Consider the following 13,247-nt stretch of genomic DNA (forward strand, 5'->3'; position numbering starts at 1 on the left):
AGGTCGATTGTTCATGAACGGTGAACATCGATTAACTAAATTTTAACGTCTCAGTTAACAATTTCTTTACATTCGCTCTATGGAAAACCTTAAGCCTCAAACATCTTTTAAAAAGCGCGCTACGCCGGTAATTAACCTTGAAAAAGGAAAAATACCGCCGCAAGCTGTTGAGTTAGAGGAGGTTGTGTTAGGTGCAATGATGATTGATAAAAAAGGTGTCGATGAGGTTATCGATATTTTAAGTACCGATGCTTTCTACAAAGTAGCACACCAGCACATATTTGACGCCATTAATACGCTATTTCATGAAAGTCAACCTATTGACTTATTAACTGTTTCGCAACAATTAAAAAAGGCTCAGCAATTAGAGGTTGCAGGAGGTGAGTTTTACTTGGTCCAGTTAACTCAAAAAGTATCATCGTCTGCGCACATTGAGTTTCACGCTCGAATAATTTTACAGAAATATATTCAGCGTAGTTTAATTAAAATATCTAGTGAGATTATTGAAGACTCCTACGATGAAACTACTGATGTTTTTGACCTATTAGATCAAGCGGAAAGTAAACTGTATGATGTAACTCAAGGAAACTTAAAACGATCAAGTGAGACTGCTAGTGATTTAGTACGTCAAGCAAAAGAACGTATTCAGGATATTGCCAATAAAGAAGGACTTTCTGGTATACCATCCGGTTTTACCGAAGTTGATAAACTTACTTCGGGATGGCAACCATCCGATTTAATTATTATTGCAGCTCGTCCTGGTATGGGAAAGACGGCTTTGACACTGTCAATGGCTCGTAATATGGCAGTAGAACACAATGTACCGGTAGCGTTTTTCTCCTGTGAGATGTCTTCAGTACAGTTAATTACTCGTTTAATCTCTTCGGAAACGGGTCTTTCTTCGGAAAAGTTACGTACCGGAAACTTAGAACAACACGAATGGGAACAGTTAAACGTTAAAGTGAAAGGACTTGAAAAAGCACCTTTATTTATTGATGATACACCTTCACTTTCTATTTTCGATTTACGTGCAAAAGCTCGTAGACTAGCTTCTCAACATGGTATTAAAATTATAATGATTGACTACTTGCAGTTAATGACTGCTGGTGGAACAAAAGGTGGTGGAAATCGTGAACAAGAAATTTCAACAATTTCGCGTAACCTTAAAGCACTCGCTAAGGAATTAAATGTTCCTGTTATAGCACTGTCTCAGTTATCACGTGCTGTGGAAACCAGAGGTGGATCTAAACGTCCATTACTAAGTGATCTTCGTGAATCTGGAGCAATTGAGCAAGATGCAGATATTGTATCGTTTATTTACAGACCAGAATATTATAAAATTGATGAGTGGGATGATGATGAACATTCTCCTACAGAAGGACAAGGTGAATTTATTGTAGCCAAACACCGTAATGGTGGACTGGACGAAATTAGACTTCGATTTGTAGGACATTTAGGTAAGTTTGAAAACCTAGAATCTTTTCCATTTACAAATGAAATTGCATCAAGTATGAATGCTGCTGCTAATGACGATACCTTTAAACCAGATAATTTTCCATCTGCTCAAGATGCCTTTGGAACTCCTTTTGATACTCCAGGACTTGGAGGCGGTGATGATGAGGTTCCGTTTTAATTATAACGAACTTAAAAAGTAGCTGTTTAACTACTATGGTTATTACACTATAATAGTTTAAATATTGAAACCTAAACTAATTAATAGGTCAGATTGGATAACTTTGTTAAGTTGTTAATCAGACCTATTTTATTTTAATTTTAGTGTAGAATCTCATTTGATTTTTGGCGTGAATATTGTCTATAATAAATCCCAAATCTACGGGACAATTAGAACTAGAATCTTTATTTTTAGATTATGACAAAATTTATTAGTTGCGTACTATTGATGCTTATGTCCTTTACGGCATCAGCTTCATATATACTTATACCAATGGACCTTGAAGGTCAAAAAGAACATCTAAAAGCATACGGTATTACGTACTGGACTTTAGATAAAGATGTGAAAGCAAAGTGGCTACTTAACTATAGAGGTGGTTCATTTTTACTTCCAGATACTGAAGAAATTAGAAAAGAATGCCAGATTAGAGGTGTTTCTTTTGAAATTTTAAGTGATTCAAAAACGGAAGCACTGTTATTAGATATTAGCAGCCCTTCTCAAAATATGGAAGCGGTAGTTTTAGAGAAAGCACCTAAAATTGCAGTGTACTCCCCAAAAGGAAATCAGCCATGGGATGATGCAGTTACTATGGTATTAACGTATGCCGAAATACCTTACACAACTATTTATGATGAAGAAGTACTGGGGGATGAGTTATTATTGTATGATTGGTTACACTTGCATCACGAAGATTTTACAGGGCAGTATGGTAAATTTTATAGAGCTTATCGATCTGCACCTTGGTATATTGAAGAGAAGAAAAAAAGTGAAGCATTGGCAGCCAAACTTGGTTATGATAAAGTTTCCGAAGAAAAACGAGATGTGGCTTTAAAAATACGAGATTATGTAGTAGGAGGAGGGTTTATGTTTGCTATGTGTAGTGCTACAGATAGTTTTGACATAGCACTTGCTGCTGAAGGGGTTGATATTTGCGAACCTATGTTTGATGGCGATCCAAGTGAGGCTAACTACCAAAATAAAATTGACGACAAAAAAACTTTTGCTTTTAAAGATTTTACATTGGAACGCAATCCAATGGTGTACGAGTTTTCATCAATTGATATGACAACTAAACGTAAAGTGAATAAAATTACCGACTACTTTTCATTAATGGATTATAGCGCTAAATGGGATCCAATTCCGTGTATGTTGGTTCAAAACCATACATCATTAGTAAAAGGTTTTATGGGGCAAACTACAAGTTATGAGCGCGCAACAGTAAAAAGTAATGTGCTTGTAATGGGAGAGCATAAAGCAAGTGGCGAAGCTCGTTATATACATGGTATTAAGGGAAAAGGTTTTTTTACCTTTTACGGAGGGCATGATCCAGAAGACTACCAGCACAGAGTAGGAGATGCAAAAACAGAACTTGCACTACACCCTAACTCTCCAGGATACCGTTTAATATTAAACAACGTGTTATTTCCAGCTGCTAAGAAAAAGAAGCAGAAAACGTGATTGTTAACTAATACACCTTGCAGGATATCCATGACAACTAATCAATAGGACCCTGTTTGTTTTACAGTATATCCATGATAACGAGTATTATATAACTAGTTGCCAGCATTAAAAAAAACATTTAGATAATATGGGCAAAAGCCATATCGTTTTAAAACCGACAAAAAAGATTAAGAAAAATTTCAATTTATCTGACTCGTTAAAAAACATTGAGGTTCCTGAGAAAAGCAAAACTGTAGCAAAAGAATATTTAAAAACAAAAAAGCTATCAGACGAGTTCAGTCAGGACTTGCTATTGGAATTTGATGATTCTTTAATTTTTTGTTTCGATTTCTTACACGATAGAGTCAAATACATAATTCCTGAAATAAATCCAACCACAATTTTATATTCAAATGCAACAATGTTTCATAGAAATTTATTGTTTGCTAAGGTAAAACTCTTTGAAAAATCCCCTACTTTAAAAAAAATAGACAAACCAATTGACTTAAAGGTTTTTGGGGAGTTTTTTCAGTATGCTTCAAATTGTATAATAAATCTTCAATCATCTGTTGAATGTTTTGCAAATAGAAGGATTCCAAAAAGTGTATTAGACGAATGCATTGATAAAAACGGCGATATATTTGAGCCTTCTATAACCCATAAATTGGATACCTTACTTCCAAAAGTTTATGAAAAAAGGTTTAGAACAAAATCTAAGAGAGATAATTTAAAAGTCAGACAAGTGATTGAACTTAGAAATCAGATTATTCACCTTACCCCAAATTCTGACATTTCTAATACCAAATACAAATCATTATATAGGAAATTAATAAATTTTGAATATGAAAAAGCTATATATGCAGTTAGAAACTTAATAAATTTCTATGAACCTAATTTATTAGAAGATTGTCCCTGTGGGAAAGAATACGATTATGAAATTATAACTACAGAGAAAAATTAAGGAATAAATTACTGCAGGCAACAACGTGTATAATCAATTGCTTGGTTCACTGCCGACTTACGAACATTCCTGCGGAATATTCTATCTGTGATTTATTTGCTAAATTAGTTGCTTAACATCGCAACTAATCATACACAAAACCGTTAGCAATAAATTAATGAAACCCATTTATAGAACATTAATACTGATTATTATTTTAAGTTCTTGCTCATCTAACTCTGAAAAGGATAAACTTATTGGGAATTGGAGTGTGCCAAATGGTCTTAATGAATTTGAGTTTTACAAAGATTCGTTGATTGTAAACGAATGGGGAATGAGTTATATAAATGAATGGAATATTGACAAATCGAAACTCTATCTTGAACCAATTAAAGGACTTGATAGTTTCGCGCTTAAAACAAAATCATTTGATTACAGATTAAGCACAAATCGTGATACACTATTTATTAAGCGAGAAACAGATAGCTTTTTTGGTCCAGCAATTTTAAGAATTAAAAACGCATTTGACTATCAACTCAAACGGAATTATCTGACAATTGAATTACCAACAGAACAGGATTTAGTAAAAGAGCCAGATTCATCAGTAGGACTAAATATTTATGTTGGATATAATAAAGATAAATTAATTGCAAAATCTGATGATGACAGAAATTTAGATTTGACCGATATAAAGTATTTTGCGTACGAATATATGGCGAGTACAGAACAAGGAATACAACCCAACTTACATTTTAATTTAATCGCAGATAAAAAAATTAAAACATCTGAATTAGATTCAGTTCGGAATATTTTAAAACAAACAAATTTTAGTAAAATTTTTAGAGTTTATACTAACGAAAAAGTTGATTACAATAAAACTAACTGGAAAGATGAATTAGTTTGGTATGGCAGAATTGAATAAAAACTATTGCTAACACCGTATAAAAACTATAGGGAAATTGGTGCTTAACCCAATTTTTACAGTTCTTTTCGAGCTCGACAAATTTTTAAATTTGGCTTATTGAGAAGAAAAAATAAAATAATAACGTTTAATAATATTAATAAAAATAGTGAATGGAAATATTAGAGTGGATACAAAACTGGTTTAAAGCTAATTGTAATGGAGAATGGGAACACGGTGGAGGTATTCAGATAATCACAATAGATAATCCTGGTTGGGAGGTTGAGATAGATATATCAAACACATCAGTGGCTAATATGAATCTAAGCTGGATTCTAAATGAAAATAGTAAACAGGATTGGTACGGTGTGAAAATTGAAGATCAAAAATTTTTCGCAGCTGGAGATTCTGGAAAACTAATTTTTCTATTGGGTTTATTTAAAGAGATGATTGAGAAAATTGAAAACGTTTAATTTTCTAAAACAGTGTTTATTTATTAAAATCAAAAGCCCTCTAAATACTATTTAAAGGGCTTTCTTATAGCTATTAGTTATCCTTAAATTCTTAGGAGATAGCTAAGTAGTTGTTAGTTATTCTTTAATCACTTTTACTGTATTGGTTGCTCCATTATCTGAAGTTACTTTTAGTACATATACAGCTGAAGATAAATAATCGATATTTAATTCAATTGAATCTACGTTGTAATAGTCTTTAGAGATAATTAGTTTTCCTAATATATCAAAAAGCTCAACTTGTGTATCGTTGCTGTTCTCAAGGTTAATATTGAAAATTCCAGTAGTTGGGTTTGGAGATACATTGAAAACTAATGGCTCAATATCTTCAGTAAATAAAATGTCTTCATCCGTATAAGTGAATATTGATGCATTTCCTGATGCATCAGTACCAGCATCAACAGCTGCGATATTTGCATTGAAACCATTAAATGATTCGTCTTGTGTCGAATTTTGAGTTACATCAATTGGAAAGTTTACATATCCAAACCAATCTCCAGGAATAACTGCAGTTTGATCAAACCTAAGCATATTGTTCGTGGCATCATAAACAGGTGCAAAGTAATCTAAAAGAGTACCAGTAATCTGGCTAATATCAGCATCAGCTAATTCAATATATAAAAAGTCAACATTTATAGAAACATTAGGTTGGTCAAATGATGTACTTTGGACATCAACACCAGACGACTCAACAAAAATAAATTCAGCTATAGCTGTGCCGTTATTTTCAACTGTTCCAAGTGGAGTGACAGATATTGAAGCTTGCGGTAATGAAACTGATTGAGCGTAACTGTTAATAGTTAAAATGCTTACAAGTATTAGTAAAAGTTTTGAGTAATATTTAATCATTATAATAGTTTTATTTTAGTGATAAATGACCAATTAATTTTAATGGTTTTCTATCACTTATACTGCAAAATTAGGTAAAATAAACAAGTAAAAAGGGCAATGAAGCCAACTCTACCCTAGGTTTACGACGAACGTATTAAATAAAAGATTAAGTGTTTGTTGTTAGCGAAACACAAGTAAATTTTTACGGATTTTTTTATTATAGAAATCATTTTTAGCCTGATTTATAGACTTTGAGCAACGTATAAATCTGTAATTTTTTGAAAAGTTTAACTGATTACTTGGAAGCTGATACATGGTTTAAAGACAAAGAGAAAATCAAATTACTGTATCTTTGTAGTCTATAAAAAAGGATAAAACATGCAAGACAATAAAATGCTCAATTATATTAAAGAGGTCTTAAATAATATGCCGTCAGGTTGGTTAAGTATAACAACGCATCGACTAGATATTTATGAAGAAAAGTTAGCTAAAACCCAATTTTTAGATCAGTTTGAAAAATTATATAATGATAATATTTATGACACTTCTACATTAAATGAATTACCTACTGCTTACGATTATATTAGATTAGGTCATCCATTATCTTGTGTTTTAGAATGGGGTATTGCACATTTAAACAATCTAAACCCTGACAACGTAATTAGCTTTTCATCTCAAACAGTACCAGTTTTATCAGTTTTGAGAAAAAATTTATTAGAAAACCGAAATACTCAAATAGTCTATAAGGGCTCTTTACCTGAGTTTTTTGATGCTGAACTTGTTAAAAATATCTATGGTTATAATTTTGAGTTGAATAGCGTTGAAAGTTTAAGTGACATTTCAGAATTTGACGGAAGCACTATTTATATATCTGAACAGAGTACCATAGGAACAATGGATTTAAATATAAATGTAGACTTTTTTGTGAATTTACATTCCCACTTAGGAAGTGTCCTAGTCATAAATGGAAAAGATAATGGACATTATGTTTCAGATATTCAACATGTAAGAAGAAGAGAAACTATCGCAATGACACCTGTTAACTCTGTGGTGGCATTAAAATCATTAGTAGAACAGGCTGTAATACCAGAAAGACAAAGTTCAGTTGTGGAAGATAAAGCTAGCGTAATTTCTTCTATTAAAGAAGTTACAGGTACAACTGCAAAACCTCTTGTTGGATCTAGCGGATTGTCTGTTCAATATGCAATTATGATGGGCTTAGTTCACGATGCCTTAGAAATGCATAAGGGAAAAGCTATTAAATTTATTGTTCCACCTAATTGTTATGGTGGTACAAATGATCAAGCAAGACGAGTTGCTGCTTGTATCGATAATGTTGAAATAGTTGATTTGCCAGTGGATGGTGATAATGATATGGTTAAAAGTATTGATGCGGTTTTAACTAAAATTGCTGCTGAAGATGCTATACCTTATATAATAGCTGAAATCCCCACAAATCCAAGAGTTGAAGTTCCAGATTTAGAACAATTAAAAGCAGTGTTAAGTAAGCAGCGTAAAACAAGTATTGGTGAAATTGCAATTGATCCAGTTTTTATATTAGATCAAACATTTTGCCCTAATGTTCTTTTTTTAGGTGAAGGAGAAATACTTTCTACCGTCAGAACAATTTCATATGCAAGTGGGTCTAAATTTCCTAGTGGTGGAAAATGTACAGCAGGATATTGTGTAGGTAACAATAACACCGAAGCACTAATGACTAAAATAGCATTACACCTTAGTTTATGTGACAATGAAGCAACTGATTTTCAATATGAAATATTAGCAAAACAGCTTCCGTCAATGAACCAACGAATTAAAGATGCTTATAGAAATACTAGAGAGTTTGTAACGTTCATTCAAGATAAGTTACCTACTGCTAAGATTAATTTTGTTTCCGAAGAATTAGCTTCTCAAGGTTTTACACCGTCTGTTTTTTCATTAGATCTACCTACAAAAGGTTCAACTGATGCAGAAAAAGAAACCTATAAACGAGCGTTAAATTTGAAATTGATTAATTTAATGATAACTGAAATTCCTAATGAGAGTAAATTCTGTGTGAGTTATGGTCAATTAAAAGGCTGTTATTGGACGATCCCTGCAACTTCAACTCAAGGTACAACTAAAGAAGGTGATAAGGATTATATCGTTCGAGCTTCACTTTCCCCTAATCTCAATCTCGAATTACACAAAAAAGTATTCTTAGATTTTGTTGAGAGTATATAATCAAAAAGGAGGCTTTTAAGCCTCCTTTTTTTATGTTTTTTTTTGAATTTAAGTTTTCTACATAAGAAATATTAAGTGGAAATCACTTTAGTTCTTCTATAATAAAGCTTGATTAATGTATTTGTTAACGTCCGTTTTTATAGAAGATGTACAATTGTAATACGTGACGATATGTTTGAAAATATTAGACTTTATATCTAAATTATATTAGCAAAAGTTTATGATGCCTTAGAATATTGTTAACATGGAATATACTTTTTATTGAATAGTTTTGGCACATAACATAAAAACTAAAGCAATGAAAAAGAATTCAATTTTAGTATTAGTAGCATTATTAATAGGCTCAGTAGTTTCAGCACAAGAGATTTCAAAAAATGCAATTGGAGTTCGTTTGGGAGATAGTGATGGATTTGGGGTAGAAGCTAATTACCAGAGAGCAATAGGTTCAAATAATAATCGATTAGAGTTTGGTTTAGGTATTCGTGATAACGATAATTACGAAGCTTTTAAACTAGTAGGACTTTATGAGTGGGTTTGGAATATTGATGGAGGTTTCAATTGGTATGCAGGTCCCGGAGCAGGAGTAGGGCAAGTTAATGGAAAGGATGGAATATTTGAAAATGACAGGTTTGAGGATGAAGATGAAACATTCGCTTTCGTTGCCGGAGTAGCAGGTATTGAATATAATTTTGATTTCCCGTTATTACTATCTCTAGATGTTCGACCAGAATTTGGTTTTGGTGATTACAGAGATGACTTAGATTTAGATATCGCAATTAGCGCTCGATATCAGTTCTAAATATTGTGTTATTAAATTTATTGTACTAAAAAACCCCCGATCATTTTGATCGGGGGTTTTCTTGTGAAATAATAGTGTTAAACTAAATGTCTTATTTTACTTTATTTACGATAGCTTCAAAAGCCTCAGGATGATTCATTGCAAGATCTGCAAGAACTTTACGGTTCAATTCGATTCCTGATTTCTTCATCCCTCCCATAAACTGAGAGTAAGACATTCCGTGTTGACGCGCACCAGCATTGATACGAGTAATCCACAATGCTCTAAACGTTCTTTTCTTTGCACGACGGTCTCTATATGAGTAAGACATAGCTTTGTCTACTGCATTTTTAGCAACTGTCCATACATTCTTTCTTCTTCCAAAGTAACCTTTGGCTTGCTTTAATACTTTTTTTCTACGTGCTCTTTTAGCAACACTGTTTACTGATCTTGGCATAATTTAATTGTTTTTTGTAGCAGGCGGTCTATTATTTAAAGACTCTTTGAATTCAAAATTTAAAAATTAACAATTGTCAATCTTTACTTTGTGGCCTAACTCCAGGGTTTAAAAATTTGTTTTAACCGGGTGAACAATTACTTCATTCGAAGCATTTGTTTCACATTACTCTCGTCAGCTTGGTGTACCAAACCGTCGTGAGTTAATTTAAGCTTACGTTTTTTAGACTTCTTTGTTAAGATGTGGCTTTTAAACGCATGCTTTCTTTTAATCTTTCCAGTACCTGTTAGCTTAAAACGCTTTTTAGCACTAGATTTTGTCTTTTGTTTAGGCATGATTTTTTATTTATTACTATTTCACAAGTTCCGCAAGCGGAATATTTTTAGAGCCCTTATCTATATAATACGGACCTCTTTTTATTTTTTCTTAGGTGCGATGAACATAATCATTCGCTTTCCTTCTAACTTAGGCATTTGTTCTACTTTACCTAGATCCTCAAGTTCCTGTGCTAATTTTAGCAACAAGATTTCTCCTTGATCTTTATAGATAATTGAACGTCCTTTAAAGAAAACATATGCTTTTAACTTAGCTCCGTCCTTAAGGAACTTTTCAGCGTGTTTTTTCTTAAACTCATAATCGTGATCATCAGTGTTAGGACCAAACCTAATCTCTTTGATGATTACTTTCGTAGCCTTGGATTTCATTACCTTCTCGCGTTTCTTCTGCTCGTAGACAAATTTCTTATAATCCATAACCTTACAAACCGGTGGTTTGGCGTTAGGAGAAATTTCCACAAGATCCAACTCTTGCTCTTCAGCAATTGCTAATGCCTTTCTGGTTGGATAAACACCAACTTCCACATTCTCTCCTACAAGACGAACTTCCTCAGCACGAATTTTTCGATTGATTCTGTGTTGGTCTTCTTTAATGATCCTTGCTGGACCCCTGCTTCTTTTTCTACGTATTGCTATGGCTATATCATTTAGTATTTCCGTTAATCTGGAAATGTTAATATTAAGTTGTGGTATTACACCACATCAAATTCTTTAATTTCATTTTTGACAGCGTCATTAATAATCGCTGCAAAGGCTTCTACACTCATTGAGCCTAAATCACCTTCACTATGTTTCCTTACAGAAACTGTGCCGTCATTAGCTTCTTGTTCGCCTAAAATCAACATATACGGGTATTTGTTCATTTCGGCTTCACGAATCTTCTTGCCTATAGTCTCATTTCTATTGTCGACAAGGGCGCGAATTTCGTTATTTTCGAGCAAATTTAAAACTTTTTGAGCGTATTTCTCATATTTTTCGCTTAATGATAATATTGCAACCTGCTCAGGCATTAGCCACAACGGAAAATTTCCTCCTGTGTGCTCTAATAAAATAGCAATAAATCGCTCCATACTACCAAAAGGAGCACGGTGTATCATCACAGGTCTGTGAAGTTCATTGTCACTTCCTTTGTACGTTAAGTCAAAACGCTCAGGTAAATTGTAATCTACTTGGATTGTACCTAGCTGCCAGCTTCTTCCCAAAGCATCCTTCACCATAAAATCTAGTTTTGGGCCATAGAAAGCTGCTTCTCCAGACTCAACAACATAGTCAAGTCCTTTATCTTTTACAGCACTTAATATTGCTGCCTCTGCTTTTTCCCAAGTTTCAACATCACCTATGTATTTTTCAGGCTTGCTTAAATCACGAACAGAAACTTGAGTAGTAAAATTTTCAAATCCTAACGAACCAAATACATATAGTACAAGATCAATTACATTTTTAAACTCTGCATCAAGTTGATCTGGTGTGCAAAAAATATGCGCATCATCTTGAGTAAAACCTCTCACACGAGTCAAACCGTGTAATTCACCACTTTGTTCATAACGGTATACTGTACCAAATTCAGCGAAACGCTTAGGTAGATCTTTGTATGACCATGGACTATCGTTGTATATTTCACAGTGATGAGGGCAGTTCATTGGTTTAAGCATAAACTCTTCACCATCGTTAGGAGTTTTAATAACCTGAAAACTGTCTTCACCATATTTTGCAAAGTGACCAGAAGTCACGTACAGTTCTTTACTCCCAATATGAGGAGTAATCACCATTTCATAACCGGCTTTTTTCTGAGCTTTCTTCAAAAAGTTCTCTAGACGCTCACGTAAAGCAGCACCTTTAGGTAGCCATAAAGGTAAACCCTGACCTACTTTTTGAGAAAAAGTATATAATTGAAGCTCTTTTCCTAATTTTCTATGATCTCTCTTTTTTGCCTCTTCAAGTAAAGCCAGATACTCTGTCAATTCTTTTTGTTTCGGAAACGTGATACCGTAAATACGAGTTAACTGCTTATTGTTTTCGTCACCTCGCCAGTATGCACCAGCAATACTCATTAGTTTTACAGCTTTTACTATCCCTGTATGTGGAATATGTCCACCTCTACATAAATCAGTAAAGTTATCGTGGTCACAAAAAGTAATTGTTCCGTCTTCTAAGTTTTCAATTAGTTCAACTTTATACTCGTTGTTTTGTTCCTTGTAATAATCTAACGCCTCGTTTTTAGTCATAGATCGCATTGAAAACTCGTGTTTCCCTCTTGCAATCTCTATCATTTTCTTTTCAACAGTAGCTAAATCTTTTTCTACAAACGATTGCTCGCCAAAATCAACATCATAATAAAAACCTTTGTCGATTGCAGGGCCTATTGTTAGCTTTACTCCAGGGTATAATTCCTCAAGTGCTTGAGCAAGTATGTGTGCAGAAGAGTGCCAAAAAGCTTTTTTTCCTTCGTCATTCATCCACGTATATAATAAAAGCGCTCCATCAACTTGTAATGGGGTGGTTACTTCTACAGTTTCACCGTTGTAACTAGCTGAGATTACATTACGCGCAAATCCTTCGCTAATGTTTTTCGCAACGTCCATTGGCGTTGATCCAGCTTCCATATTTTTTACACTACCATCTGGTAAAGTAATCGCTATCATATATTCAAAATTTAAGTCACAAAGATAGCACTGTTTTGGGAAATTTAATAGGGGAGGCTGTTCAAACTTTTGATAATCTTAGGGCGTTTCTTATATCTAATAACTCGTTCCTCATTATATAGATGTAAGTCGGGCTTTCGGCTGTATCTTTTTTTTTTTTAATTCAATTGAATTATTGATTTAGGATTAAGTCTTTTTAAAAAAAAAAGGATGCCGCCTCAATCCCTAACGCTTGGCTATTTCTATTCTAAAAAGTTAATTGTTATTTGTGTAGTGAAGCAATAAGTTGTTAGTGTTATTCTTCAAATTCCTATTTTTTGCAAGTTTTGTTAGGGTTTCTCTTTCGGTATTAAAAAAGTGTATATATAATAAGGTCAAAATGGACTAATTTTATTTTCACATCCAACAAATGGGTTATCAGTGAGTTGGGATTTGGATGTAAATTAAATAGTATTTTCTTTAGAAATTGTTTGGTTGCTAAGAATAAACGGTGGTATATTTGCAGCCGCTAAGAAA

The 13,247-nt window shown here is 33.4% G+C and carries 12 protein-coding genes; 7 read left to right on the forward strand and 5 right to left on the reverse strand.

The features are described 5' to 3' along the window. Positions 1-79 precede the first annotated feature (79 nt). From dnaB to GBH57_RS15345, 5 genes are all read left to right on the forward strand, one after another. Complete coding sequence (dnaB, locus tag GBH57_RS15325; RefSeq protein ID WP_151675379.1) at positions 80-1,633, forward strand: replicative DNA helicase; 1,554 nt, start codon at positions 80-82, stop codon at positions 1,631-1,633. 312 nt (positions 1,634-1,945) lie between these two features. After that, positions 1,946-3,130: an asparagine synthetase B gene (locus GBH57_RS15330; protein WP_151675391.1), complete on the forward strand. Its 1,185-nt coding sequence runs from the start codon at positions 1,946-1,948 to the stop codon at positions 3,128-3,130. A gap of 130 nt (positions 3,131-3,260) precedes the next feature. After that, a complete protein-coding gene (locus GBH57_RS15335; RefSeq protein ID WP_151675380.1) occupies positions 3,261-4,073 on the forward strand; it encodes a hypothetical protein in 813 nt (270 codons plus the stop codon). Between the two features lie 157 nt (positions 4,074-4,230). Beyond that, entirely contained in the window at positions 4,231-4,974 is a 744-nt protein-coding gene (locus tag GBH57_RS15340; protein ID WP_151675381.1) for a hypothetical protein, read from the forward strand. Positions 4,975-5,126: 152 nt separating this feature from the next. Continuing rightward, positions 5,127-5,426, forward strand: a complete 300-nt coding sequence (locus tag GBH57_RS15345) for an immunity 53 family protein (RefSeq protein WP_151675382.1) — start codon at positions 5,127-5,129, stop codon at positions 5,424-5,426. A 117-nt stretch (positions 5,427-5,543) separates the two neighbouring features. Here the strand turns inward: GBH57_RS15345 and GBH57_RS15350 are convergent, their stop codons facing one another. Then, positions 5,544-6,314 carry a T9SS type A sorting domain-containing protein gene (locus GBH57_RS15350; RefSeq protein WP_151675383.1) on the reverse strand — a complete coding sequence of 257 codons (771 nt, stop codon included), beginning with the start codon at positions 6,312-6,314 and terminating at the stop codon, positions 5,544-5,546. 360 nt (positions 6,315-6,674) lie between these two features. Here GBH57_RS15350 and GBH57_RS15355 point away from each other — a divergent pair, with 360 nt between their 5' ends. Then, complete coding sequence (locus tag GBH57_RS15355; RefSeq protein ID WP_151675384.1) at positions 6,675-8,519, forward strand: PLP-dependent aminotransferase family protein; 1,845 nt, start codon at positions 6,675-6,677, stop codon at positions 8,517-8,519. 298 nt (positions 8,520-8,817) lie between these two features. After that, positions 8,818-9,318, forward strand: coding sequence for an outer membrane protein (locus GBH57_RS15360; RefSeq protein ID WP_151675385.1), 501 nt, complete (start codon positions 8,818-8,820; stop codon positions 9,316-9,318). A 91-nt stretch (positions 9,319-9,409) separates the two neighbouring features. Here the strand turns inward: GBH57_RS15360 and rplT are convergent, their stop codons facing one another. The 4 genes from rplT to thrS all read right to left on the reverse strand — a co-directional run bounded on the left by rplT (position 9,410) and on the right by thrS (position 12,731). Next, positions 9,410-9,754, reverse strand: a complete 345-nt coding sequence (rplT, locus tag GBH57_RS15365; protein WP_151675386.1) for a 50S ribosomal protein L20 — start codon at positions 9,752-9,754, stop codon at positions 9,410-9,412. A 137-nt stretch (positions 9,755-9,891) separates the two neighbouring features. Beyond that, positions 9,892-10,089: a 50S ribosomal protein L35 gene (gene rpmI / locus GBH57_RS15370; protein WP_068762361.1), complete on the reverse strand. Its 198-nt coding sequence runs from the start codon at positions 10,087-10,089 to the stop codon at positions 9,892-9,894. An 81-nt stretch (positions 10,090-10,170) separates the two neighbouring features. Continuing rightward, the gene (infC, locus tag GBH57_RS15375; protein ID WP_262714264.1) at positions 10,171-10,683 is read right to left on the reverse strand and encodes a translation initiation factor IF-3; all 513 of its coding nucleotides are present in this window, start codon (positions 10,681-10,683) and stop codon (positions 10,171-10,173) included. Between the two features lie 98 nt (positions 10,684-10,781). Beyond that, a complete protein-coding gene (thrS, locus tag GBH57_RS15380) occupies positions 10,782-12,731 on the reverse strand; it encodes a threonine--tRNA ligase (protein WP_151675388.1) in 1,950 nt (649 codons plus the stop codon). Positions 12,732-13,247: the final 516 nt, after the last annotated feature.

The organism is Patiriisocius marinus, assembly GCF_008974325.1.
GTDB classification, from domain to species: Bacteria; Bacteroidota; Bacteroidia; order Flavobacteriales; family Flavobacteriaceae; genus Patiriisocius; species Patiriisocius marinus.

Coding starts and splice junctions, on each gene's coding strand:
- dnaB (WP_151675379.1), top strand. CDS start 80: ATGGAAAACCTTAAGCCTCAAACATCTTTTAAAAAGCGCGCTACGCCG.
- GBH57_RS15330 (WP_151675391.1), top strand. CDS start 1,946: ATGGACCTTGAAGGTCAAAAAGAACATCTAAAAGCATACGGTATTACG.
- GBH57_RS15335 (WP_151675380.1), top strand. CDS start 3,261: ATGGGCAAAAGCCATATCGTTTTAAAACCGACAAAAAAGATTAAGAAA.
- GBH57_RS15340 (WP_151675381.1), top strand. CDS start 4,231: ATGAAACCCATTTATAGAACATTAATACTGATTATTATTTTAAGTTCT.
- GBH57_RS15345 (WP_151675382.1), top strand. CDS start 5,127: ATGGAAATATTAGAGTGGATACAAAACTGGTTTAAAGCTAATTGTAAT.
- GBH57_RS15350 (WP_151675383.1), bottom strand. CDS start 6,314: ATGATTAAATATTACTCAAAACTTTTACTAATACTTGTAAGCATTTTA.
- GBH57_RS15355 (WP_151675384.1), top strand. CDS start 6,675: ATGCAAGACAATAAAATGCTCAATTATATTAAAGAGGTCTTAAATAAT.
- GBH57_RS15360 (WP_151675385.1), top strand. CDS start 8,818: ATGAAAAAGAATTCAATTTTAGTATTAGTAGCATTATTAATAGGCTCA.
- rplT (WP_151675386.1), bottom strand. CDS start 9,754: ATGCCAAGATCAGTAAACAGTGTTGCTAAAAGAGCACGTAGAAAAAAA.
- rpmI (WP_068762361.1), bottom strand. CDS start 10,089: ATGCCTAAACAAAAGACAAAATCTAGTGCTAAAAAGCGTTTTAAGCTA.
- thrS (WP_151675388.1), bottom strand. CDS start 12,731: ATGATAGCGATTACTTTACCAGATGGTAGTGTAAAAAATATGGAAGCT.